Source organism: Paenirhodobacter huangdaonensis (genome assembly GCF_004022465.1).
Classification (GTDB): domain Bacteria; phylum Pseudomonadota; class Alphaproteobacteria; order Rhodobacterales; family Rhodobacteraceae; genus Rhodobacter; species Rhodobacter huangdaonensis.
Map to the genome: position 1 here is coordinate 274,907 of NZ_SAVA01000004.1, position 23,901 is coordinate 298,807.

Annotated in this window: 23 protein-coding genes; 8 read left to right on the forward strand and 15 right to left on the reverse strand. The window is 68.9% G+C overall.

Going from position 1 to position 23,901, the window contains the following annotated elements; translation table 11 throughout:
* Positions 1-6 precede the first annotated feature (6 nt).
* The gene (locus EOW66_RS08890) at positions 7-693 is read right to left on the reverse strand and encodes an NnrU family protein (protein ID WP_128156040.1); all 687 of its coding nucleotides are present in this window, start codon (positions 691-693) and stop codon (positions 7-9) included.
* A gap of 72 nt (positions 694-765) precedes the next feature.
* Here EOW66_RS08890 and EOW66_RS08895 point away from each other — a divergent pair, with 72 nt between their 5' ends.
* Entirely contained in the window at positions 766-1,329 is a 564-nt protein-coding gene (locus EOW66_RS08895) for a DUF4202 domain-containing protein (RefSeq protein WP_128156041.1), read from the forward strand.
* On the opposite strand, the gene EOW66_RS08900 is transcribed toward EOW66_RS08895, so the two are convergent.
* From EOW66_RS08900 to ade, 4 genes are all read right to left on the reverse strand, one after another.
* A complete protein-coding gene (locus tag EOW66_RS08900) occupies positions 1,326-2,192 on the reverse strand; it encodes a DMT family transporter (RefSeq protein ID WP_128156042.1) in 867 nt (288 codons plus the stop codon). The genes EOW66_RS08895 and EOW66_RS08900 overlap by 4 nt on opposite strands.
* A 103-nt stretch (positions 2,193-2,295) precedes the next feature.
* Complete coding sequence (locus tag EOW66_RS08905; protein ID WP_113898563.1) at positions 2,296-2,583, reverse strand: HU family DNA-binding protein; 288 nt, start codon at positions 2,581-2,583, stop codon at positions 2,296-2,298.
* A gap of 132 nt (positions 2,584-2,715) precedes the next feature.
* Positions 2,716-4,191: an AMP nucleosidase gene (locus EOW66_RS08910; RefSeq protein WP_128156043.1), complete on the reverse strand. Its 1,476-nt coding sequence runs from the start codon at positions 4,189-4,191 to the stop codon at positions 2,716-2,718.
* Positions 4,188-5,981: an adenine deaminase gene (gene ade, locus EOW66_RS08915; RefSeq protein WP_164881073.1), complete on the reverse strand. Its 1,794-nt coding sequence runs from the start codon at positions 5,979-5,981 to the stop codon at positions 4,188-4,190. Before ade ends, EOW66_RS08910 begins: the two co-directional genes overlap by 4 nt.
* Before the next feature lie 84 nt (positions 5,982-6,065).
* Here ade and EOW66_RS08920 point away from each other — a divergent pair, with 84 nt between their 5' ends.
* Together EOW66_RS08920 and EOW66_RS08925 are read left to right on the forward strand one after the other, a co-directional pair.
* Complete coding sequence (locus EOW66_RS08920; RefSeq protein ID WP_128156045.1) at positions 6,066-6,359, forward strand: SelT/SelW/SelH family protein; 294 nt, start codon at positions 6,066-6,068, stop codon at positions 6,357-6,359.
* On the forward strand, positions 6,356-7,198 hold the full coding sequence (locus EOW66_RS08925) for an SDR family oxidoreductase (protein WP_128156046.1): 843 nt from the start codon (positions 6,356-6,358) through the stop codon (positions 7,196-7,198). Before EOW66_RS08920 ends, EOW66_RS08925 begins: the two co-directional genes overlap by 4 nt.
* Here EOW66_RS08925 and EOW66_RS08930 read toward each other — a convergent pair.
* Positions 7,186-8,421, reverse strand: coding sequence for an MFS transporter (locus EOW66_RS08930; protein ID WP_128156047.1), 1,236 nt, complete (start codon positions 8,419-8,421; stop codon positions 7,186-7,188). The two genes, EOW66_RS08925 and EOW66_RS08930, sit on opposite strands and share 13 nt — an antisense overlap.
* Positions 8,422-8,571: 150 nt before the next feature.
* Between EOW66_RS08930 and EOW66_RS08935 the strand changes: the two genes are divergently transcribed.
* Positions 8,572-9,171 carry a glutathione S-transferase family protein gene (locus tag EOW66_RS08935; RefSeq protein ID WP_128156048.1) on the forward strand — a complete coding sequence of 200 codons (600 nt, stop codon included), beginning with the start codon at positions 8,572-8,574 and terminating at the stop codon, positions 9,169-9,171.
* A gap of 11 nt (positions 9,172-9,182) precedes the next feature.
* Positions 9,183-10,235 carry a dipeptidase gene (locus EOW66_RS08940; RefSeq protein WP_128156049.1) on the forward strand — a complete coding sequence of 351 codons (1,053 nt, stop codon included), beginning with the start codon at positions 9,183-9,185 and terminating at the stop codon, positions 10,233-10,235.
* Here EOW66_RS08940 and EOW66_RS08945 read toward each other — a convergent pair.
* From EOW66_RS08945 to EOW66_RS08965, 5 genes are all read right to left on the reverse strand, one after another.
* Complete coding sequence (locus EOW66_RS08945) at positions 10,232-11,404, reverse strand: TIGR03862 family flavoprotein (protein WP_128156050.1); 1,173 nt, start codon at positions 11,402-11,404, stop codon at positions 10,232-10,234. The two genes, EOW66_RS08940 and EOW66_RS08945, sit on opposite strands and share 4 nt — an antisense overlap.
* Entirely contained in the window at positions 11,404-12,426 is a 1,023-nt protein-coding gene (gene holA / locus EOW66_RS08950; RefSeq protein WP_128156051.1) for a DNA polymerase III subunit delta, read from the reverse strand. Before holA ends, EOW66_RS08945 begins: the two co-directional genes overlap by 1 nt.
* Positions 12,423-12,914 (reverse strand): LPS assembly lipoprotein LptE, encoded by a 492-nt coding sequence (gene lptE / locus EOW66_RS08955; protein ID WP_128156052.1) that lies wholly within the window; start codon positions 12,912-12,914, stop codon positions 12,423-12,425. Before lptE ends, holA begins: the two co-directional genes overlap by 4 nt.
* Entirely contained in the window at positions 12,901-15,468 is a 2,568-nt protein-coding gene (gene leuS / locus EOW66_RS08960) for a leucine--tRNA ligase (RefSeq protein WP_128156053.1), read from the reverse strand. The genes lptE and leuS overlap by 14 nt, the downstream gene beginning before the upstream one ends.
* 106 nt (positions 15,469-15,574) lie before the next feature.
* Positions 15,575-16,123, reverse strand: coding sequence for a DUF3576 domain-containing protein (locus EOW66_RS08965; RefSeq protein ID WP_164881074.1), 549 nt, complete (start codon positions 16,121-16,123; stop codon positions 15,575-15,577).
* Between the two features lie 329 nt (positions 16,124-16,452).
* On the opposite strand from EOW66_RS08965, the gene EOW66_RS08970 reads away from it, so the two are divergent.
* Together EOW66_RS08970 and EOW66_RS08975 are read left to right on the forward strand one after the other, a co-directional pair.
* Positions 16,453-17,460, forward strand: a complete 1,008-nt coding sequence (locus tag EOW66_RS08970; protein ID WP_128156054.1) for a porin — start codon at positions 16,453-16,455, stop codon at positions 17,458-17,460.
* Between the two features lie 92 nt (positions 17,461-17,552).
* Entirely contained in the window at positions 17,553-18,218 is a 666-nt protein-coding gene (locus EOW66_RS08975) for a YggS family pyridoxal phosphate-dependent enzyme (RefSeq protein WP_128156055.1), read from the forward strand.
* A gap of 156 nt (positions 18,219-18,374) precedes the next feature.
* On the opposite strand, the gene ribA is transcribed toward EOW66_RS08975, so the two are convergent.
* Positions 18,375-19,451 (reverse strand): GTP cyclohydrolase II, encoded by a 1,077-nt coding sequence (gene ribA / locus EOW66_RS08980; protein WP_128156056.1) that lies wholly within the window; start codon positions 19,449-19,451, stop codon positions 18,375-18,377.
* Between the two features lie 157 nt (positions 19,452-19,608).
* Between ribA and EOW66_RS08985 the strand changes: the two genes are divergently transcribed.
* Positions 19,609-20,295: a response regulator transcription factor gene (locus EOW66_RS08985; RefSeq protein WP_113898578.1), complete on the forward strand. Its 687-nt coding sequence runs from the start codon at positions 19,609-19,611 to the stop codon at positions 20,293-20,295.
* 142 nt (positions 20,296-20,437) lie between these two features.
* On the opposite strand, the gene EOW66_RS08990 is transcribed toward EOW66_RS08985, so the two are convergent.
* The 3 genes from EOW66_RS08990 to mutL are packed head-to-tail and all read right to left on the reverse strand — an operon-like array spanning position 20,438 to position 23,892.
* Positions 20,438-20,785 (reverse strand): DUF3775 domain-containing protein, encoded by a 348-nt coding sequence (locus EOW66_RS08990; protein WP_128156057.1) that lies wholly within the window; start codon positions 20,783-20,785, stop codon positions 20,438-20,440.
* 60 nt (positions 20,786-20,845) lie between these two features.
* Complete coding sequence (locus EOW66_RS08995) at positions 20,846-21,991, reverse strand: DNA recombination protein RmuC (RefSeq protein WP_128156058.1); 1,146 nt, start codon at positions 21,989-21,991, stop codon at positions 20,846-20,848.
* Positions 21,988-23,892 (reverse strand): DNA mismatch repair endonuclease MutL, encoded by a 1,905-nt coding sequence (mutL, locus tag EOW66_RS09000; protein WP_128156059.1) that lies wholly within the window; start codon positions 23,890-23,892, stop codon positions 21,988-21,990. Before mutL ends, EOW66_RS08995 begins: the two co-directional genes overlap by 4 nt.
* Positions 23,893-23,901 lie beyond the last annotated feature (9 nt).

Sequence of the window (23,901 nt, forward strand, 5' to 3'; positions counted from 1 at the left end):
CGGCCGTCAGGGCAGGGGCGTGACGCCGATCACCGGCGCGTGCAGGTGCCACAGCGCGACCCAGGCGAGCAGCCCGAGCACGAGCCGGGCCATCGAGGGGCCATGCGCCGGGCGCCAGCGGCCGGTGAGCAGCGCCTGAAACGGCACGGCCGAGGTGCGGGCCGCAAGGCGGGCGAATTCGGCCGCGCCCCAGGCCTTGCGCCTGCGCCCCTCCATCGCCCGCATGCCGGTGACCGAGAAGATCAGGAAGGCGCCGAAGAGGAGCGCATGGGCGAGGTCGCCGTTCACCAGCAGGTGCACGGATGACCACAGCAGCAGCGCCCAAAGGAGCGGCTGACGCACCACCCCGGCGATGCCGGGATGATCGGGGTCGAAGCCCTCGGTGCGGCCCTCGAAGGCAAAGGGATTGGCCGCGCCGATGCCGAAGGCGGCCAGCACGATCGCCACCGGCATCACCAGATTGGCGAGCCAGCGCATCCAGTCCTGCTGCATCCACAGCACCACCCAGGGCGCGCGCCCGGCCGCGGCGATCAGCCAGACCAGCAGCGCCGTCGAGATCAGGCTGAAGGCCCAGACCCAGCCCCGCCGCCCGAGCCGCGCGATCAGGGCGGCCTTCAACCGCGCATGCGCCGGCACCAGATGCGAGGCGATGAACAGCATCCCCGCCAGCACAAACTCGCCCCAGCCTGCCATCTTGACGCCTCCTCTTGGACCGGCTCCAGAAATGATGCAAAGCTCGGAAAACCGCAATCAGCCGAGCTGCCCATGACCACGCCCCTTGCCCGCGCGCTTGCCGCGCTCGATACCGCCAATGCCGCCGATCCGACGCTCGAGGATGGTGAGCCCGCCGCCCTGCTTTACGGCCGGCGGATGTCGGCGGAGCTGGCGCGGCGCATCCCCGACGCCTCGGAGCCCTTGCAGATCGCCGCCCGCGGCCAGCATGTCGAGCGCTGGCTCCTGCCGCGCAGCGACTATCCCGAGGGGCGCGCGGGCTATCTGGACTGGCGCCGCGAGCAGGGCCGTCGCCATGCCGAGCGGGTGGGCGCGATTATGCGCGCGGCGGGCTATGACGAGGAGGCGGTCGCGCAGGCCGGGCGGATGCTGCGCAAGGAAGGGATCAAGCGCGACGCCGAGGTGCAGGCGCTGGAAGACGTGATCTGTTTCGTCTTCCTGCGCCACTACTTCGCGCCCTTCGCGCCGACGCAGACGCCCGAGGCGCTGCTGACGATCGTCGGGAAGACGGCGCGGAAGATGTCGGCCGAGGGCCGCGCCCGGGCGCTCGCCGAATTCGCGCTGCCCGAGCCCTTCGCTGCGGCCTTCCGCGACTAGCCCTGTTTCGAGAGCTGGACGGCGAGGATGCCGCCGGCGATCACCGCAACGCCGAGCAGGTCGAGCGCGCCAAGCCGCTCGCCCAGCACCGCGGCGGCGATGGCGACGCCGAAGAACGGGTTGAGGAAGTGGAAGGTCGCCGCCTTGACCGCACCGATCCGGCCCACAAGCTTGAACCAGACCCAGGTCGCCAGCACGCCGGGGATCAGCACGGTATAGGCGAAGGCGCCGAGCAGCCGCGGGCTCATGTGCACCGCCGCCCAGTCCTCGGTCGCCGCCGAGACGATGGACAGCACCGCGGCGCCGACGAACATCTGCAACCCGACGATCATCATCACATTGCCGCCGCCCGCGGCACCGCGCACGGTGAGCGTGGCGATCGAGAGCGCAAGCGCGGCGGCAAAGCACAGCGCCATGCCGACCGGATCGACCCCGCCCGACAGCCGCGCCCCCATGATGATCGCGACGCCGATCACCCCCGCGACCAGTCCCGCGAGGCCGAGCGGCCGCACCCGGTCGCGAAACACCGCCCAGCCGAGGAAGGCCACCATCAGCGGCATCGTCGAGGCGATGATCGAGGCGACCGAGGCCTGCACCCATTGCATCGCGACGAAGTTCAGCCCGAGGTAAAGCGCGTTCTGGCATAGCCCGAAGATCAGCGTGGCGCGCCATTGCGCCCGGGTCAGCCGCACGCTCTGGCCAAGGGCCAGCGCGATGCCGACCCCGATCAGCCCCGAGAACAGGAAGCGCAGCGTCAGCGCGAACAGCGGCGGCGCCTCGGCGACGATCATCCGTGCCGAGGTGAAGGCCGAGGACCACATCAGGGCAAAGGCCAGCCCCATGCCGATTGCGCGCAGATCCATGCTGTTCTCCTGCCTGGGGGCGGACAAAGAAAAAGGCCGCCCCGATTGCTCGAAGGGCGACCCTGTCCGATCCTGGCGCGCCCCGCAAGGGGGCGGCGGATGGTCAGCCGTTGACGCTGTCCTTGAGGACCTTCGCAATGGTGACCTTGACCTGCTTGTCGGCCGGCTTGGTGATCGTCTCACCGGTGGCCGGGTTGCGCACCTGGCGCTCCGGGCGGGCCTTGCAGGACACTTTGCCAATCCCCGGCAGGGTGACGGCGCCGCCCTCGGCGACTTCCTTGGTCACGATCGCGGCAACGGCGTCGAGCGCGGCCGAGGCGGTCTTCTTGTCCGAGCCCATTGCTTCGGCAACAGCCGCCACGAGCTGGGTCTTGGTCATCGGTTTCGACATGAATCTTCCTCTCATGTGCCCCGTGATCCGGGGTCATCAGCTTCCGCGTGACGCGGCTTCGTGCGCCCTCTAACACACGGTTTTTTTCAGCATGGCAAGCGATTTCGGCACTGCTGGGCGGATTTCCACGCGTCAGAGGAAGGCCGTTTCCTCGAAGCTGCGCAACTTCCGGCTATGGATGCGCTCAAGCGGCATGTCGCGCAGCTTCTCCATCGCGCGCACACCGATCAGCAGGTGATTGGCCACCTGGGTGCGATAGAATTCGGTCGCCATGCCGGGCAGCTTCAGCTCGCCGTGCAGCGGCTTGTCCGAAACGCACAGAAGCGTGCCGTAGGGCACGCGGAAGCGGAAGCCGTTCGCCGCGATCGTTGCCGATTCCATGTCGAGCCCGACGGCGCGCGACTGGCTCAGCCGGTGCACCGGGCCGGACTGGTCGCGCAGCTCCCAGTTGCGGTTGGCGATGGTGGCGACGGTGCCGGTGCGCATGATCCGCTTCAGCTCGTAGCCCTCGAGCTTGGTGACCTCGGCCACCGCCTCCTGCAGCGCCACCTGCACCTCGGCGAGCGCCGGGATCGGCACCCAGACCGGCAGGTCGTCATCAAGCACGCCATCCTCGCGCAGGTAGGCATGCGCCAGCACGAAATCGCCCAGAGACTGCGAGTTGCGCAGCCCGGCGCAATGGCCGACCATCATCCAGACATGCGGGCGCAGCACCGCGATATGGTCGGTCGCGGTCTTGGCATTCGAGGGGCCGACGCCGATGTTCACCAGCGTGACGCCGTTCCCGTCGGGGCGCTTGAGGTGATAGGTCGGCATCTGCGGCAGCTTGGCAAGCGGCGGGATCACCCCGTCGGGGGTGGTGATCTCGGCATTGCCCGGGGCGACGAAGCTCGTGTAGCCCTCGGCCGGATCGGCGAGTTTCGCCCGCGCCACCTTCTCGAACTCCTCGACGTAGAACTGGTAGTTGGTGAACAGCACGTGGTTCTGGAAATGCTCGGCCGCGGTCGCGGTGTAATGGCTGAGCCGCGCGAGCGAATAGTCGACGCGCTGCGCGGTGAAGGGCGCAAGATGGCCCGAGCCGTCCGGGTTCGGTCCGGCGGTGCCGTTCACGATGTCATCGTTCATCGTGGCGAGGTCGGGCACGTCGAAGACGTCGCGCAGTGAGAAGGCGAGCACGCCTTCCTGCGGCACCGTCACGCCGGGCTGCGCGGCCACGGCGAAATGCACCGGGATCGGCGTCGCCGAGGGACCGATCTGCACCGGCACGCCATGGTTGCGGATCAGCAGCCCGATCTGCTGCGTCAGATAGTTGCGGAACAGGTCGGGCCGGGTGATCGTTGCGACATAGGTGCCCGGCAGCGGCACATGGCCGAAGCTGAGCCGCGCATCGGCCTTGATATGCGAGGAGACGGTCAGCCGCACCTCGGGGTAGAAGGCGCGGAACCGCGCCATAGCGCGGCCGCTCTCCAGCACCTCGTTGAATTTCGTCAGCAGGAAATCCGTCGCCTCGGCATAGAGCTGTTCGAGCCGGGCCACCGCGGCCCTGGCATCGGTGAACAGTTCGGGCGCGGGGGAATGCGGCGTCAGGATGGTCAGCGGTTCGTTCATTCGAAAAGATCCGTCAGTTCGAAGCGCGTCACGTCGACAAGGCCGAGGTCCGAGATCCGGATCTCGGGGATGACGACGAGCGCGAGCAGCGAGTGCTGCATGTAGGCATTGTTGAGGGTGCAGCCGCACTCGGCCATGGCGGCGACCATGCGGCTTGCCCGGGCGGCGACCTCGGTGGCCGGATCGTCCGACATCAGCCCGGCGATCGGCAGCGGCACGGCGGCGATCTCGGCACCGTCCTTCCACACGGTGATGCCGCCGCCCATCTCGCCCAGACGGTTCGCCGCGGCGGCCATACTTTCGCGGTCGGTGCCGACGACGATCATGTGGTGGCTGTCATGCGCGACGGTCGAGCCGATCGCCATGCGGCCCTGATAGCCGAAGCCCGAGACGAAGCCGTTCACCACATGCCCGGTGCCGCGGTGCCGCTCGACCAGCGCGATCTGCGCAATGTCCTTCGCGGTGTCGGGCTGGGCAAGGCCGTCGGCCACGGCGAGCTCGGCGGTCAGTGCCTTCGTCGGTGCCTGGTTCTCGACCACGCCGATCACCTTCGCGGTGACGGTATTCGCCCCCTCGGGCGCGGCGATGGCGAAATCGGCCGCCGTCAGGTGCTTGCCCAGATGCACGGTCTGGCGCGCACTTTCGGGCCAGTCGTAATGCGGGCACTCGGCCAGCAGCCGGCCGTTCTCGGCAACGATCCGGCCGCGGGCGATCACCGTTTCGACGGGCAGGGTGACGAGATCCGAGGACAGGATCACGTCCGCCCGCCGCCCGGGCGCGATCGAACCGAGCTCGCGTTCCAGCCCGAAATGCGTTGCGGTGTTCACCGTGCACATCTGCAGCGCCACCAAGGGCGGGCAGCCGCAGGCCACCGCATGGCGATAGACGCGGTTCATGTGGCCCTCGTCCACCAGCGTGCCGGAGTGGCAGTCGTCGGTGCACAGGATGAAGTTGCGCGGATCGAGGCCCTTCTCGGTGACCGCGGTGATCTGCGTCTTGACGTCATACCACGCAGACCCCAGCCGCATCATCGAGCGCATGCCGTTCCTGACCCGCGCGATGGCGTCCTCCTCGCGCGTGCCCTCGTGGTCGTCGGCCGGCCCGCCGGCCAGATAGGCGCGGAACGGCGCACCCTTGTCGGGGCTGGCGTAATGGCCGCCCACCGTCTTGCGCGCGGCCTGCGTCGCGGCGATCTCGGCGAGCATCTTCGGATCGCCGGCGATCACGCCCGGAAAGTTCATCATCTCGCCGAGCCCGATGATGCCGGGCCAGGTCATCGCCTCGGCAACGTCCTCGGCCGAGATCTCGAAGCCCGTCGTCTCGAGCCCCGGCGCCGAGGGCGCGCAGGAGGGCATCTGGGTGAAGATGCTGACGGGCTGCAGAGCCGCCTCGTCATGCATCATCCGCACCCCTTCGAGCCCCAGCACATTGGCGATCTCGTGCGGGTCGGTGAACATCGTCGTGGTGCCGTGCGGGATCACCGCGGCGGCGAATTCGGCCGGCGTCAGCATGCCGCTTTCGATATGCATGTGCCCGTCGATCAGGCCCGGGATCATGTAGCGCCCCGCGGCCTCGATCACCTGTGTCTCGGGGCCGATCGCCCCCGACAGATCCGGCGCGATCGCGGCAAAGCGCCCCTCGGCGACGGCGATGTCGTAGCCCTCGAGCACCTCGCGCGACTGGACGTTGACCCATTTGCCCTGCCGGATCACGGTGTCGGCGGGCGCCCGGCCAGCGGCGACGGCGATCAGACGCGGCGCGGCCTCGGGCCATGTTTTCAAAGCATTCATCTGTTCCATGGCTCAGGGTGCCACCGCCTCGCCCGCGCTGCAAGTGATGTTGTGGTGACAGGGCCTGCGCGCTACATCTTGCGTATGGAACAGGCGCAGAAACCCCGCATCACCATTACCTACTGCACCGGCTGCAACTGGCTTCTGCGCGCCGGCTGGATGGCGCAGGAGCTGCTCTTGACCTTTGGCGAGGAGCTGGGCGAGGTGGCGCTGATCCCCGGTCACGGCGGCATCTACGAGGTGCGGGTGGGCGAGACCCTCGTCTGGGAGCGCAAGCGCGACGGCGGTTTCCCCGAGGCGAAGGTGCTCAAGGCCCGCATCCGCGACATCATCGAGCCGGGCCGCGACCTTGGCCATATCGACCGGAGCGGCGCGTGAGCGTGCTGCTGTCGGTGGGCCACGGCTATTCGGCGCAGGCGCTGGCGCGGGTGCTGCTGCCGCAAGGCTGGCGCATCATCGCCACCACGCGCAGCGCGGACAAGGCGGCAGCCCTGCGCGCGACCGGGGTCGAGGCGCAGGTCTGGACCGGCGGACTGCTGCCGCTGGCGGGGGTCACGCATCTGCTGAGTTCTATCGCGCCGGATGCCGCGGGCGATCCGGTGCTGAATGCCTGCGGCGCGCAGATCGCCACCGTGGCCGGGCAGCTCGACTGGGTGGGCTATCTCTCGACTGTCGGTGTCTATGGCGATCATGCCGGCGGCTGGGTCGACGAGGACACGCCCCTGACGCCCGCGACGAAGCGCGGCGAGATGCGGGTGGCGGCGGAACGTGCCTGGGCCGCGATCCCGGGGCTGCCGCTGCACATCTTCCGCTTGGCCGGCATCTACGGCCCCGGCCGTGGTCCCTTCGAGAAGGTGCGCGAGGGCACGGCGCGGCGGATCGTGAAACCCGGGCAGGTGTTCTCGCGCATCCATGTGGACGACATCGCGCAGGTGCTGGCAGCCTCGATCGCGCGGCCGAACCCGGGGCGGGCCTATAACGTCTGCGACGATGATCCGGCCCCGCCCGAGGATGTGCTGAGCCATGCCGCGGCGCTTCTGGGCCTGCCCGAGCCGCCGGGCGTGCCGTTTGAGGCGGCAGACCTCAGCCCGATGGCGCGCAGCTTCTATGCCGAGAACAAGCGGGTGCGGAACGACCGGATCAAGACCGAGCTTGGCGTGCGGCTGCGCTACCCCGACTATCGCGCGGGGCTCGCGGGCCTGCTTCAGGCCGGTTGAGCCGCCATCTGCCGCTCGCGCACCGGCAGGTGGACAAGCGCCGAGAAGGCGCCGACCCCCACGCCGACCCACCACACCATGGTGTAGTTGCCGTAAAGGTCATAGAGCTTGCCGCCCAGCCAGACGCCGAGGAAGGCGCCGATCTGGTGGCTGAGGAAGACGAAGCCGTACAGCGTGCCCATGTAGCGCAGCCCGTAGATATAGGCGACAAGCCCCGAAGTGAGCGGCACGGTGGCAAGCCAGAGCGCCCCCATGACGAGCGAGAAGATCAGCACCGAGGCGGGCGTCATCGGCACCAGGATGAACACTGCCGCGGCGATGGTGCGCAGCGTGTAGATGCCGGCGAGCAGGTATTTCTTCGACCAGCGCTTGCCGGCCCAGCCGGCATAGATCGAGCCCGCGATATTGGCGAGCCCGATCACCGAGATCGCCACCGCGCCAAGCGCCGATTGCGAGGAAATCCCGAGCCCGGCCAGCATGCTGTCGGGCGGCACCGCGCCGCACATCTCGGTCACCATCGCGGGGAAATGCGCGGTGATGAAGGCAAGCTGATAGCCGCAGCTGAAGAAGCCGAGGAAGATCAGCGTGTAGGACGGGTCGCGGAAGGCGCGGACCAGCACCTTGCCCATGCTTTCCTCGAGCTCGGCACGGCTCGCGCGCGGTTCGGCGCGCAGCATCGGCAGGGCAAAGAGGCTTGCGAGGATCACCACGGCGAAGATCACGAACACGCCCTGCCAGGGCAGCACGGAGAGCAGCGCCTCGGCCACCGGCGCGCCGAAGACCTGCCCGGCCGAGCCCGCCGCCGTCGCGATGCCAAGCGCGAGCGAGCGGTTCTCGTCGGAGCTTGCGCGGCCGACGACGGCGAGGATCACGCCAAAGCCGGTGCCGGCGATGCCGAAGCCCACCAGGATCTCGAGCAGGTCGTGCTGCCAGGGCGCGACCGAGAAGGACGACAGCACCAGCCCCGCGGCATACATCAGCGCCCCCACGACGATCGCGCGGCGGTCGCCGAAGCGTTCGGCCAGCGCGCCGAAGATCGGCTGGCCGATGCCCCAGGCAAGGTTCTGGATCGCGATTGCCAGGCTGAACTCGGACCGCGGCCAGTGGAACTCCGCCGCGATCGGGATCTGGAACACGCCGAAAGAGGCGCGAACGGCAAAGTTCAGCATCAAGATGATGCAGCCCCCGATCAGCACGGGGGTGAGGAGGCGGGCCTTGGTCATGTCTGGTCTCCCTGCGCGCATCTCCCGGCGCGCGGAGGACCACTTTCGCCATGCCCGCGCGCCTGCGTCAACGGGGCGATTGTGCGGGAAACAATGCCGCTTGCACCTGCCCGCGCCGCATGGCCCAATGCGCGCGAAAAGGGGGGCGACATGTATACGGTGATCGGAACTGCGGGCTCGCGCGTGATGCGGGTGCTGTGGATGCTCGAGGAGCTCGGCCAGCCCTACGACCATGTGAAAGCCCATCCGCAACCCGAGGGCGTGGCCGAGATCGCGCCCGCCGGCAAGGGCACGGTGCTGATCGTCGACGGCACGCCGGTGTCGGACACGACGGCGATCATCCAGTATCTCGCCGACCGCCACGGCGCCCTGACGCAGAAGGCCGGCACCTTGCCGCGGGCGCGGCAGGACGGGCTGACGCAGTTCCTGCTCGACGAATTCGACGCGGCGCTGTGGATGGCGGCCCGGCACAGCTACATCCTGCCCGAGGAGCTGCGGCTGTCGGGTATCCGCAACACCCTGCGATGGGAGTTCGAGCACTCGCAGCGGGTGCTGGTCAGCCGCATGGGCGAGGGCGATTTCGTCATGGGCGATGCGATGACGGTGCCGGACCTGATCCTGACCCATTGCCTGACCTGGGCGCTGAGCGCGAAGTTTCCGATCGTCGAGCATCGTCTGACGGAGTATCTGGCACGGATGCGGGCGCGGCCGGCCTGGGGGCGGGCCGCGGCGCATGAGGCTCAGGACTGACGGAGAGGGCGATGATTCCGGTTTTTGACGGGCACAATGATTTCCTGCTGCGCCTGCTGCGCGAGCCCGCGCGGCGTGCGGCGCTGTGGCTTGACGGCACGGGCGAGGGGCATCTCGACCTGCCGCGGATGCGCGCGGGCGGTTTTGCTGGGGGCTTCTTCGCGGTCTACGTGCCGTCGCCCATGCCGCATGACGCGCCCGATTTCGACGCGATGCTGCGCCACCCGCCCTATGCCGTGCCGCTGCCCGAGCCCGTGCCCTATGCCGATGCACTCGAGGTCGCGGTGGCCGAGATCGGGCATCTGCTGTGGATGGAGCGCACCGGTACGCTGGCGATCTGTCGCAGCGTGGCCGAGATCCGCGCCGCGATGGCGGCGGGCAAGATCGCCGCGGTGCTGCACATGGAGGGGGCCGAGGCGATCCTGCCCGACCTCGATGCGCTGCATGTCTGGCACGCGGCGGGGCTGCGCTCGCTTGGCCCGGTGTGGTCGCGGCCGACGGCCTTCGGCCATGGCGTGCCCTTCGCCTATCCGTCCTCGCCCGACACCGGCGAAGGGCTGACCGAGGCGGGCAAGCGGCTGGTGCGCGAATGCAACGCGCTGAAGATCATGCTCGACCTCAGCCATCTGAACGAGAAGGGCTTCGACGACATCGCGGCGATTTCCGATGCGCCGCTTGTTGCCACCCATTCGAATGCCCATGCGGTGACGCCGCACAGCCGCAACCTGACCGACCGCCAGCTTGCGGTGATCCGCGACAGCGACGGCATGGTCGGGATGAACTATGCGGTGGGCTTCCTGCGCCCCGATGGCGTGGGCGAGACCTTCACCGGCTGGGATCCGGTGCTGCGCCATCTCGACCACCTGATCGGCATTCTCGGCGAGGACCGGGTCGGGCTCGGCTCGGATTTCGACGGGGCGACGGTGCCGGCGGATCTGGGCGATGTCGCCGGGCTGCCGCGGCTGCTCGCGGCGCTGCGCGACCATGGCTTCGGCGCGGCGCTGGTCGAGAAGCTTGCCTTCCGCAACTGGCTGGCGGTGCTCGAGCGGACCTGGGGCGTCTAACGCCGCAGCCGCTGCGCCGCCGCGCGCCCGGCGACCCGCCCGGTGGCAAGGCAGCCGGTAAGCAGATAGCCCCCGGTCGGTGCTTCCCAGTCGAGCATCTCGCCCGCGGCGAAGACGCCGGGCAGGGCGGCCAGTTCCAGCCCCTCGCCGAGCGCGGCGCGGGTGATGCCGCCGGCGGAGGAGATCGCCTCGGCCAGCGGCCGGGGCCCGATGTGGCGCACCGGCAGCGCCTTCACCCGCTGCGCCAGCGCGATCGGGTCCGAGGGCAGGGGCCGGCCCCATTCGTTCAGCAGCGCGAGTTTCACCGGATCAAGCCGCAACGCCTTGCGCAGCCGGTTCGAGGCGCTTTCCTTCGGGCTGACATGGGCGATGCGGCGCGCGAGCGCCTCGGCATCGCCATCGGGCACGAGGTCGAGCGTCAGCGGCGCGCCCTCGCGCACCGCGGCAGCGATGGCATAGACCCCGCCGCCCTCGATGCCGCGGGCGGACAGCACGAATTCGCCGCGCGAGCGGGCGCCGGGGGTGACCAGCGCCGCGCCCTTCACCGGCTGGCCGAGGAAGGGCACCATATGCACCGACCAGGCGACCATCAGCCCCATGTTCGCCGGGCGGAAGGGGGCGATCTCGACCCCGCGCGCGGCAAGCCAGGGCACCCAGGCGGCATCCGAGCCAAGCCGTGGCCAGCTTGCCCCGCCAAGCGCCAGAACCGTGACCTCGGGGCGGAGCGTGGCCCGGCCCTCGGGGGTGTCGAAGACGAAGGCATCCCCGTCGAAGCCCTGCCAGTGCCAGCGGGTGCGGAGCTCGACCCCCATGCCGGTCAGCCGCGCGATCCAGGCGCGCAGCATCGGCGAGGCCTTCATCCCGGTCGGGAACACCCGCCCGGTGGTGCCGGTGAAGAGCGCGATCCCCAGCCCGCGGGCAAAGGCCGTCACCGCCGCCGGGCCGAAATCGGCGATCAGCGGCCGCACCCAGTCGGGCGAATAGGCGGTCAGGAACCGGTCGAGCGGCTCGTCCTTCGTCAGGTTCAGCCCCGATTTCCCCGCCATCAGGAACTTGCGCGCGAGCGTCGGCTTCGCCTCGGCCAGCAGCACCGAATGGCCGGCGCGCGCGAGCTCCTCGGCGGCCATCAGCCCGGCCGGCCCGCCGCCGATGACCAGCGCCCGCGCCATCAGTGCCGCGCCAGCATCGACAGGCGCAGCAGCGCGCGTTCCATCACCGCCATCTGCGGCGCCTTCGAGGCCGAGCGCAGGGTGAGGTCGGTCTCGATCAGCAGCTTCAGCGCCTCCTCGAGGCGGAACATGCCCCAGCGGCTGGCCTGCGCCTGCATCCGGTCGCGGCGCGGGCCGAAGACCGGCGGCCGCACCCGGCCGATGCCGGCGCCGGGCCCGCCCGGGTCGGAGGCCGCGGCATGCAGCGTGCGGAAATGGCGCAGCGCCATGATTGCCAGCGTCACCGGCAGCACGCCCTGGCCCTCGATCCGGCGCATCATCGGGCCGAGCTCCTGCGGCCGGCCCTCGGCCACGATGTTCAGCACGTCGTCGACCTCGGCCTCGACCGTGGCGGGGGCGCAGGCGGCGATCTCGGCCGGCGTCAGCGGCGCCGAATCGCCGTATTTGTAGAGCGCGATCTTCTCGACGGTCTGGCGGAAGTCGCCGGGATCGAGCGCCTTCGCCAGCGCCAGCAGGTCGGTCATCGCCGCCTGGTCGATGTGGCGCAGCCCGGCGCGGTGCAGGATCTCCTCGATCTCCTCGCGGGTCGGGGGATCGTCGTAGATGCCGATGGCGACGGCATTCGGATGCGGCTCGAAGAGCTTGCGCAGCGCCGATTTCGCGGTGAGCGAGCCCGCCGTGACGATGATCTGCGCATCGCCCTCGCGCCAGTCCTTGAGCGCCGCCGAGACGGTGGGGGCAAGGGTGTCGGTCGCCTCCTCGACGAAGACCACGCGCGGGCCGGGGAAGAAGCCCACCGCCTTCACCGCGTCATGGAGCGCCGCGCCGTCCTTGCGCAGCTCGGCCGCGGCAATCCGGGTGAGGCGCATCTCGGCCTCGCCCTCGGGGCCGACGAGGGCGGCGATCACCTCCTGCCGGCGCAACGCCACGCGCATCGCATCGGCGCCGTAGATCAGCAGCCCGGTGCGCGCCGGATCGGGCTTCGCGAAAAAGCGGACCGCGGCGACGCCCGCGAGCTTCATTGCGGCAGCGAGCCCGCCTGCGCGAGCAGCCGGGTGACGATCTGGTCGGCAAGCATCGACATCAGCCGACGGTGCGCGTCCTCCTCGGCGGCATCGGTCGCTACCACCGTGCCGGTCGCCGACCACGAGGTGAAGGAGGCAACCTTGCCGGTCAGCAGCACGGCATCGGTGCCGATGTCGTGCAGCGTGTAATCGACCGTGCCCGAGAGCGAATAGCGTGTCGTCGCGTTCGAGGGCGTGATCGCCTGGCCGAGCGCCTCGGTCCTGACCGTGTAGGCCAGCCGGTACTGCGCGGTTTCCAGCGGGCCGAGCCGTTCGCTCAGCCGCCGGATCAGGGCGAAGTCGTCGCGGGTGGCGGGCGAATCGGTCTGCACCCGGCCGAGCAGCTTGGTGCCGCCGCCCTGCGGGCCATAGGCCGGGGTGAAGCCGCAGCCCGCAAGGGCCGCGGCAGCAAGCAGCAGGAAGGTTCTGCGGTCAGATGACGACATTGACGATGCGCCCCGGCACGACGATGAGCTTCTTCGGCTGGCCGCCGGCCAGCACCTTGAGCACAGTCTCGTCCGCCAGCACGCGCTTTTCAACCTCGTCCTTCGGCATGTCCTTGGGCACGGTGATCTCGCCGCGGCGTTTGCCGTTGATCTGGATCGGCAGGGTCACGCTGTCCTCGGCCAGCAGCGCCGGGTCGGCCTTGGGCCAGCTCGCCTGCACGACAAAGCCGTCGCCGTCGAGCATCGACCAGACGTCTTCGGCCAGATGCGGCACCATCGGCGCCATGATCTGCGCCATCAGCTTCATCGCCTCGCGCTTCGCCCCGTTCGAGGCGGCCGATTTCGACAGCGTGTTGGTCAGCCCGTAGATCGCCGCCACCGCCTTGTTGAAGGTGAAGCCGTCGATCGAGCGGGTGACCTCGTCGATCGCCTTGTGCACCGCCTTGAGCAGCGCCTCGTCCTCGGCCCCGCCGGCGCCGCCCGCGCCCTGCGCGATCTCGTCGGCGATGCGCCAGACGCGCGCGAGGAACTTCGACGTCGCCTCGGCGCCGGCCGCGGTCCATTCCACGTCGCGTTCGGGCGGGCTGTCCGACATCACGAAGAAGCGCGCGGTGTCGGCGCCGAAGGAGGCGATGATGTTCATCGGATCAACGACGTTCTTCTTCGATTTCGACATCTTCGCCGAGGGGATGATCTCGAGCTTCTCGCCGGTGGCCTTCACCGTGCCCGCTTCGCGGTCGATGTCCTCGGGCAGGTGATAGACCGGGCGACCCGACGAATCGCGGGTCATGTAGATCTCGTGCGTCACCATGCCCTGGGTGAACAGCGCGCTGAACGGCTCGATCGCCTTCGCCGGCAGGTGGCCGGTGCGGTGCATCGCCCGGGCGAAGAAGCGCGAATAGAGCAGGTGCAGAATCGCGTGCTCGATGCCGCCGATATACTGGTCGACGTTCATCCAGTAATCGACATCCTCGGCCACCGTCGGCGTGGTCGCGTGCGGGTTGGTGAAGCGCGCGTAATACCACGACGAATCGACGAAGGTGTCCATCGTGTCGGTCTCGCGCCGGGCCTTGCCACCACAGATCGGGCAGGTGCAGTCGCGCCAGGTCGGGTGGCGGTCAAGCGGGTTGCCGGGCTTGTCGAAGGTGACATCGTCGGGCAGGCGGACCGGCAGGTTTTCCTTTTTCTCGGGCACCACGCCGCAATCGGGGCAATGCACCACCGGAATCGGGCAGCCCCAATAGCGCTGGCGGCTCAGGCCCCAGTCGCGCAGGCGGTAGTTGGTCACCCCGCGGCCGATGCCATTCGCCTCGCAAAAGGCGATGGCAGCGGCGACGGCATCTTCGCCGCTCTGCACGTCCTCGCCGGAGAAGCCGCGGATATAGCGCACCTTTTCCGACTTCAGCGGAACGAATTCCTCGGCGGGCGGCAGGTCGGCCTCGGCCGCCTCGTCGGCCAGCGGACGGAACACCGAATGGATCGGCAGGCCGTATTTGGTGGCGAATTCGAAATCGCGCGCGTCATGCGCCGGGCAACCGAAGATCGCGCCGGTGCCGTAATCCATCAGGATGAAGTTCGCGATCCAGACCGGCAGTTCCCAGGCCTCGTCGAGCGGGTGGCGCACCCGGATGCCGGTGTCGATGCCCAGCTTCTCGCCGGTCTCGATCGCTTCCTCGGTGGTGCCGCCGCGGCGCGCCTCGGCGATGAACTTCGCCATCTCGGGGTTGTGCCGCTCGAGATGCTTGGCCAGCGGATGGTCAGGCGAGATCGCGCAGAAACTTGCCCCCATCAGCGTGTCGGGGCGGGTGGTATAGCACTCGATGCGGTCGAATCCCTCGGGCGCGTCGATCGTCGAGAAGGCGAACTGCAGCCCGCGCGAGCGGCCGATCCAGTTCGCCTGCATCAGGCGCACCTTCTCGGGCCAGTGCTCGAGACCGTCGAGCGCGTCGAGCAGCTCGCCGGCGAAATCCGAGATCCGGAAGAACCACTGGGTGAGTTCCTTGCGCTCGACCGCCGCGCCCGAGCGCCAGCCCTTGCCGTCGATCACCTGCTCGTTCGCCAGAACCGTCATGTCGACCGGGTCCCAGTTCACCACCGCGTTCTTGCGATAGACAAGGCCCGCCTCGAGCATGTCGATGAACATCGCCTGCTGCTGGCCGTAATATTCCGGGTCGCAGGTGGCGAATTCGCGCGACCAGTCGATCGACAGGCCAAGCGGCTTCATCTGCCCGCGCATGTCGGCGATATTGCCGTAGGTCCAGTCCTTCGGGTGGCCGCCGCGCTCCATCGCCGCGTTCTCGGCCGGCATGCCGAAGGCGTCCCAGCCCATCGGGTGCAGCACGGAAAAGCCGCAGCTCATCTTGTAGCGCGCAACGACGTCGCCCATCGTGTAGTTGCGCACATGGCCCATGTGGATGCGCCCCGACGGATAGGGGAACATCTCGAGCACGTAATATTTCGGTCTGGCCGGGTCGCGTTTCGCGGTGAAGACGCCGGCGTCATCCCAGGCGGCTTGCCATTTCTTCTCGGTCTCGGCGGGTGCGTAGCGCGTCATCTCGGCCCCTCAAACGAAGTCTGCGAGGCGCTTGCTACACCGTGGCGGGGCACGAGGTCCAGAGACGAGCCGGCGGGCGGGGGCAAAATTCCCCGCCCGGCCGGGCTCAGAGCTTCGAATCGGCGATCCGCAGCTGCCGGGCGCGGGTGAGAATCGCATCCTCGACGGCGCGCACGGTGTCGGGCGAGACCGCACCGCCCTTGCTTTCGAGCGAGACCTTGAGGCTGCGCGCGTCAAGCGCCGGATCGGTGATGTGCACCGTGGCGCGATAGGCGCGGCCGCCGCCCGGGGGCGTGCCATAGCCGGTGACGATCAGGCCCGAGAACGGGTCGACGGTCTGGATCGGCAGGAAGTCGAGCACGTCGAGCGTCGCGTTCCAGATGTACTTGTTGACCTCGAGCTTCACGTTCGGGTCGTCGCTGTTCGAGAACAGGTCCCACACCGTCGAGGACTTCTGGCGATATTCCCAGTCGTTGTTGGTGCCGCTCAGGTGCGAGGCCTGGGTCGGGTCCGGCATCGGCCCGGTGGATTCGGTCTGCGCGGCCTTTCGCGAGCCGCCACCGAAGAGATTCCCGCTGGAAATGCCGCCGCAGCCCACGAGCGTGAGGGTGACACCTGCAATGGTCCCGGCGCGCAGGATGTGTCGGATTTTCATCGGATGCAGTCCCCGTGAGCTTCGAGCTGTTGGCCTTGACCGTCTCTAGCCCAAGCCCTGCGGGGCGACAAGGATTTTCCCGGCAGGGGGCGCCCTTGCCCCCCGCTTCCGGCGGCTTGCCGCTTTCACGTGGGCGTGTGCGGGGCGTGTGCGGGCCTCCGCGCGCAAGGGGTTGGCCGGACTGTGGCAAGAGTGCACCACGCCCCGCGGCAATGCCCCGGCGCCAGTCGTTTTCATTGCAATGAGGGGCGGCGGGAGGGAAAAAGCAGCCATACCCAATTCGGATTTCCCTGAGTTGGGGTTTACCTTAGAGACAATGAGGGAAAACGATGAAAAAGGTTCTCTTCGCGACGACCGCCCTGGTCTTCTCGGCCGGCTTCGCCGCTGCTGAAGTGTCGCTCTCGGGCGACGGCCGCATGGGCGTCGTCTACAACGGCGACGACTGGAACTTCTCGAGCCGCGCCCGCGTGATCTTCACGCTCTCGGGTCAGACCGATGGCGGCCTCGAGTTCGGTGGCTCGTTCAAGGCTCATGAGTCGGGTGCTGCTGAAAACGGTTCGGCCGGTTCGGTCTACGTTTCGGGCGCCTTCGGCAAGCTCGAAATGGGCGACGTCGTCTCGGCTCCGGAAGCTCTGTTCGGCGACCTGCCGGAAGTCGGCTACGAAGACCTGACCGCTGGTGAAGGCGACTACACCGGCTTCGCTTCGCTGAACGGCCAGGGCCTGCTCGAAAACGACATCCCCTACCTGACCGGTGACTCGGGCGCCACCACCTCGGCGTACAACCCGGTCCTGCTGTACACCTACTCGGCTGGCGCCTTCTCGGTCGCCGCGTCGCTGTCGGACGGCAAGGAAGCGACCGGCTCGAACGCCTATAACGTTGCGCTCGACTCGGATCAGGAATACGCGATCGCCGCGGCCTACACCTTCCAGAACTACACCGTGGGTCTGGGCTACGAAGTCCTCGACTTCAAGAGCGGCACCACCGTGTTCGGCCACGACAAAGCCACCCAGCTCGAGCTGGCCGGCGTCGCGACCTTCGGCGACACCTCGGTGAAGGCCTACTACGCGGCCGGCGACGACGGCAACCCGGTTGACCAGGCCTACGGCCTCGGCGTGTCGTCGGTCTTCGGCGCGACCACCGTCATGGGTTACGTGCAGAAGGTTGACTTCACCGATGACGCCACCGCGGCTCTCGACCTCGACGGCGCGACCTGGTGGGGCCTCGGTGCTTCCTACGATCTGGGCGGTGGTGCCTCGGTCGCCGGCGGCATCTCGGACTCGGATCTGGACGGCTCGAACGTCACCGCCGACCTCGGCGTGAAGTTCAAGTTCTGATCCTTCAGAACCTGATCGGGAAAGAGCGGGCCTTGCGCCCGCTCTTTTCTTTTGTGCCATCGCGTGGTTTCTGGGGCGCGATGGAGGATGCCATGGGACTTGACGAAATCACCCGCCGCGTCGCCGCGGCAGAGGCGGCTGCGGGCCGGGCTGCCGGTTCGGTGCAGCTGATCGCGGTGTCGAAGGTGCAGCCGGCCGAACGGGTCGAGGCGGTGCTGCGCGCCGGCCACCGGCTTTTCGGCGAGAATTACGTGCAGGAAGCGCAGGGCAAGTGGCCGGCCTGGCGCGCGGGTTTCCCGGGCGTTGCGGTGCACATGATCGGCCCGTTGCAGAGCAACAAGGCGAAGATCGCAGTCGAGCTTTTCGAGGCGATCCACACCCTCGACCGGCCGTCGCTGGCGACGAAACTCGCGCAGCTGGCGCAGGCGCGCGGCACGAGCCCCGATCTTTTCATCCAGGTGAACACCGGAAGCGAGCCGCAGAAGGCGGGGGTGCTGCCCGAGGGCGTCGATGCCTTCGTGGCCGAGGCGCGGGGGATGGAGCTGCCGGTCGTCGGGCTGATGTGCATCCCGCCCGAGGGCGTGGACCCGGCGCCGCATTTCGCCGCCCTTGCCGGGATGGCGGCACGCAACGGGCTGGCCGGGCTGTCGATGGGGATGAGTTCCGATTTCGAGGCTGCGATCGCCGCCGGGGCAACGCATGTGCGCGTCGGCTCGGCGATCTTCGGCGCGCGGGATTATGGGCCGCGGGCGGGCTGAGCCTCAGGCCGTGTCGCGGGCGGGGCGGAGGTTCCGGGGCGCTGCCCCGGACCCCGAGGGATTTTTGCCAAGATGAAAGCAGGCGAGATCGGGGATCACGATCTCGGCGCCCGGGCGGAGGGGAAGCGCGAGGCGGATCAGATCGCCGCGGCGCGCTTACAGGATGTGGCCCGACTTCGCCGCCTTCGTTGCCAGATAGGCGGCGTTGTGGCGGCTGAGCCCGACCTTCAGCGGCACCCGCTCGACCACCTCGATGCCGTTCGCCTCGAGCATCCGCACCTTGGCCGGGTTGTTGGTCAGCAGCCGCACCTTCGAGAAGCCGAGCTTCTTCAGCAGCGCCGCGCCGATGCGGAAGTCGCGCTCGTCATCCTCGAACCCGAGGCGGTGGTTCGCCTCGACGGTGTCGAAGCCCTGATCCTGCAGATCATAGGCGCGCATCTTGTTGGCAAGGCCGATGCCGCGCCCCTCCTGATTGAGGTAGAGCAGGATCCCCGCTCCCTCATGCCCCATCTGCGTCAGCGCGGCGTCAAGCTGTGGCCCGCAGTCGCATTTCAGCGAGCCGAGGACGTCGCCGGTGAAACAGGCCGAATGCAGCCGGGCGAGCACCGGCTCGGAGCGGTCGGGGGACCCGATCTCGACGGCGTAATGCTCCTCGCCGCCGTCGTCGGGGCGGAAGATGTGGAGCCGGCCCTTTTCGGCGGCGCGCATCGGCACGCGGGCGGCCGAGACCGGGGTGAGCACCGCGGCGGCCGAGATCTCGCGCAGCACCTCGGCGGCGTCGAGCGTGGTCAGCCCTTCGGGCGCCGGATCGGGAAGCGGCGCGAGCAGCGCCGCGGGCAGCAGCTGCGCGGTCTTCGCAAGCGCAATCGCGGCGCGGGCGCGCGTGGCGTCGCCCTCGCGCCGGCTTGTCAGCGGCCCCTTCATCGGCATGCGCAGGTCGTCGGCCGGATCGGCGATCGCCCGCAGCCAGGCAAGATCGGCGTCCCTGGGCACCACGATCCGGGCGAGGTCGCCATCATAGACGCGGGCCTTCAGCGTCTCGGCGCGCCAGGAGGTGATCGCGAGGGTGAGCGGGCCGAGGGCGGCGAGCGCCGCCAGCCGCTCGGGGCTCAGCGTCTCGACGGCGACGGCAAGCTGCCCCGACAGCACCACGGGCAGCCCCATGCGCAGATCGGCGCGGGCACGGTTCAGGCGTTCGGCGGCCGTCGGGCCAAGGGAGAAGGGCGTCATCATGGCTCAAGAGATAGCGATGCCTGAAACAAATTGAAACATGGCGCGGTGCTGCGACACGACCGCGTGAGAAAGATTTCACGCCCCTTGCCGTGCGCGTGATCGGGCCTCAGCTTTGCACCGAACGCAGGACACCGACAGAAACGGAGGCCCGAACAAGATGGCTGGACTGAAAAAGATCCTTCTGGTGGACGACGATACCGATCTGCGCGAGGCGCTGGCCGAGCAGCTGGTCGCCACCGAGGATTTCGAAGTGTACGAGGCGGGCTCGGGTGCCGAGGCGGTGGAGAAGGCGAAGGAAGCGCTCTACGACCTCGTTGTGCTCGACGTCGGCCTGCCCGACACCGACGGGCGCGAGCTGTGCAAGAAACTGCGCAAGCAGGGGGTGAAATGCCCGATCGTGATGCTGACCGGGCATGACACCGATGCCGACACCATCCTTGGCCTCGACAGCGGCGCCAACGATTACGTGACGAAGCCGTTCAAGTTCCCGGTGCTGCTGGCGCGGCTGCGCGCGCAGCTGCGCACGCATGAACAGTCGGAAGATGCGGTGTTCCAGCTTGGGCCGTATACGTTCAAGCCGGCGATGAAGATGCTGGTCGACGCGAAGGATCGCAAGATCCGGCTGACCGAGAAGGAAACCAATATCCTCAAGTTCCTCTACCGCGCCACCGACGGCGTGGTGCCGCGCGATGTGCTGCTGCACGAGGTCTGGGGCTATAACGCCGGGGTCACCACCCACACGCTCGAGACCCATATCTACCGGCTGCGCCAGAAGATCGAACCCGATCCGCAGAACGCGCGGCTTCTGGTGACGGAATCGGGCGGCTATCGGCTGGTGGCCTGAGCGATGAGGGCGGGGGTTTCACACCCCCGCACCCCCGTGAGGTGTTTCGGCCAGGAAGAAATCAGTCGTCTTTCATCTTGGCCCAAATACCTCGGGGTGAATTCGCCGCAGGCGAAGAGGGGCAGCGCCCCTCGATCCGCGTTCAGACGGACGGATCGATGCCGTCTTCAGCTTCTTCGAAGCTGATGCCAAGCGCGTTCAGGCCGTCTTCGAGGTAATCGGCCAGCATCGGCACGCCGAGCAGGTAATCCTCGGTCGGCGCGCTCGCCTCTTCCCGGGCGGTCCGCCAGGCCTCGTCGAATTCGCTCGCGTCAAAGGTCTCGCGGCCGATCCACATGACCGCGGTCAGCGCCGCCTGCTCGTCCTCGTTCATCGCGGCGATGAAGGCGCGCAGCTCGCGGCCCTGACCCGAGCCGGGAATGTCGGCGTCGAACTTGCGGGCGCGAATGATGACATTGGCGACTTTGGACGGGCTGATCGGCAGCTGCATGGAGACCTCCTGTGGTCGTGCAGTGTCGCCCCAGACGGCGGCGGGTGCAAGCCGCATCTGTCAGGGCAGGAGCCCCGGCGGGGGCGGCCCTTCGGCGCCGGGGGCGAGTTCCTCGAAGTCGAAATTGTCGAGCCGATGCGCGCGTTTCCCGGCCTTGTCGGCGGAAATGCGGATCTCCTCGATGTCCTTCGCTGCCTGCGAGAAATGGCGGTCGAGGTTGCCCACGCGCTGGCTGAGCCGGTCGATGTCGGCGTAGAGCGCGGCCAGCTCCTGGCGGATCGCGCCGGCCTGCTCGCGCATCCGCGCGTCCTTCAGCACCGCGCGCATGGTGTGCAGCGTCGCCATGCAGGTGGTGGGCGAGACGATCCAGACCTTTGCGGCAAAGCCCTCGCGCACCAGCTCGGGGAAATTCGCGTGCAGCTCGGCATAGACCGCCTCGGAGGGCAGGAACATCAGCGCGCTGTCGGCGGTCTCGCCCTGCACGATGTAGCGGTCCGAGATCGCGCGGATATGGGCGCGCACGGCGATGCGCATCATCCGCTGCGCCTCGATCAGCGCGCTTTGGCTTTTCGCGCGGCGCAGCGCCTCATAGGCCTCGAGCGGGAACTTGCTGTCGATCACGATCGGCCCGGGCGGGTTCGGCATGTGAATGAGGCAATCCGCCCGCCGCCCGTTCGAGAGTGTCGCCTGCATCGTGTAGCTGTCGGCAGGCAGCGCCTTCAGCACGATGTCATGCAGCTGGATCTCGCCGAAGGCGCCGCGGGTCTGCTTGTTCGACAAGATGTCCTGCAGCCCCAGCACGTCGCCCGAAAGCTTCTCGATATTCGCCTGAGCCTTGTCGATCGCCACAAGCCGCTGTTGCAGGTCGCCGAGCGAGCGCGCGGTGCGGGTGGCAGTGCCGTGCAGGCTTTCGGTCATCGCCCGGTTCACCTCGGCCAGCCGCGCCTCCATCAGCTGCAGCACCCGCGCCTGGCTCGCCGCCTGCGCCTCGGAGACATGGTGCAGCCCGCCGGCAAGCTGGTGCTGCCCGTCCGAGAGCGCCTGCACCCGGCCGCCAAGCGCGGTGAGCTGGGCGACGAGCGGATCGAGCGCGCGGGCCGAGCGGCCGGCGGCGCGCAGCACCAAGAGCAGCAGCACGACAACCAGCGCCGCGCCGCCGAGCCCGGCGAGGACCAGCGGATCGTTCAGGGGGGAGAGCGTCGTCATGTCCGACCGAAGAGCCGTTCGATGTCGCTCAGCTTCAGCTCGACATAGGTCGGCCGGCCGTGATTGCACTGCCCGGACAGCGGCGTCGCCTCCATCTCGCGCAGCAGCGCGTTCATCTCGTCCACCCGCATCCGCCGGCCCGAGCGGATCGAGCCGTGGCAGGCCATGCGCGACAGCACCGCGTCGATCTTTGCCAGCACCAGCTCGCTGTCGCCGAGGTCCGAGAGCTCGTCGAGCACGTCGCGCAGCAGCGCCCCGGCGTTGATCTCGCCCAGAATCGCCGGGGTCTCGCGCACCGCGATCGCCGCGCCGCCGAAGGGCTCGATTGTCAGGCCGAGGCGGGTGAGATCGTCGGCGGCCTCGAGAAGCCGCGCCGCATCGGCGGGGGAGAACTCGACGATCTCGGGGATCAGCAGCGCCTGCGCCGCGACGCCCGTCTCGGCCATCTGCCGTTTCAGCCGCTCGTAGACGAGGCGCTCATGTGCCGCGTGCTGATCGACGATGACGATGCCGCGTTCGGTCTGGGCGATGATGTAATTCTCGTGCACCTGCGCGCGGGCGGCGCCGAGCGGCGCGTGGGTCAGTGCCTCGTCCTGCGCGGCGGGCGCCTCGGCGCGCGCGCTTGGCGCGTCGTAAAGGACGGGCTCGGGCGGCCAGGCGGGCGGGGCGAAGGGGGCCGGAGCCTCGTCAAGGCCTGCCTCTGGCAGGGGCGCCAGCGGCATCTGCGCGGCATAGCTCGTGCGCATCGCGCCAAGGCTCGGCCGGTCCATCTGATAGATGCGGGGCGGCAGCGGTGCCGTCTCGGGCCGCATCGCGCCCAGCGTCGCACTGGCGACGGTCGAGGAGGCGCGATGCCCGGCCTCGGCCAGCGCATGGCGGATCGCGGTGACGATCAGCCCGCGCGGGACGCCCGATTCGCGGAAGCGGACCTCGGCCTTCGCCGGGTGCACGTTGACGTCGACGCGCTCGGGGTCGCAGCCAAGGAACAGCACCGCCGCCGGGTGGCGGTCGCGGCTGAGCACGTCCATGTAGGCCGCCCGCAGCGCGCCCAGAAGCATCTTGTCGCGCACCGGGCGGCCGTTCACGAACAGGAACTGCTCGACCGCGGCGCCGCGCGAATAGGTCGGCAGCGCCGCATAGCCGGTCAGGCGGATGCCCTCGCGCTCGGCATCGAGCGGCAGGGCATTGTCGCTGAAGGCGCGGCCGAGCACCCGGCCAAGCCGGCCGGCGAGCGCGCCGAACAGCTCGCCCTGCTCGGCATCGGCGCGGAAGATCTCGCGCCCCTCGCCGCCGCCGGTGACATCGCGCAGGCTGAAGCTGACATAGGGTTCGGCCATCGCGAGCCGCTTCACCGCATCGGCGATGGCGCCGGCCTCGGCGCGGTCGGTGCGCATGAACTTGAGCCGCGCCGGGGTGGCGAAAAACAAATCGCGCAGCTCGACCACCGTGCCGCGGTTCAGCGCCGCGGGTCTGACCGCGCCGATCTGCCCGCCGGTGACGGTGATCGTCGCCGCCTCGAACCCTTCGGCGCGCGAGGTGATGGTGAGCCGGCCGACGGCGCCAAGCGAGGGCAGCGCCTCGCCGCGGAAGCCGAAGGTGTGGATGTTCAGAAGGTCCGAGCCGTCGATCTTCGAGGTGGCGTGCCGGCTCATTGCCAGCGGCAGGTCCTCGGCGGTCATGCCGCAGCCGTCGTCGGTGATCCGGATCAGGGTCTTGCCGCCGTCGGCATAGGCGATGTCGACGCGCCGCGCGCCGGCGTCGAGCGCGTTCTCGACCAGTTCCTTCACCGCCGAGGCCGGGCGTTCGACCACCTCGCCGGCGGCGATCCGGTTCGCCGCGGCATCGTCAAGCTGCCGGATGACCGGGCGTTCGAGGCTGATCTGGGGGGGCTGTGCGTTCATTCCACAAGG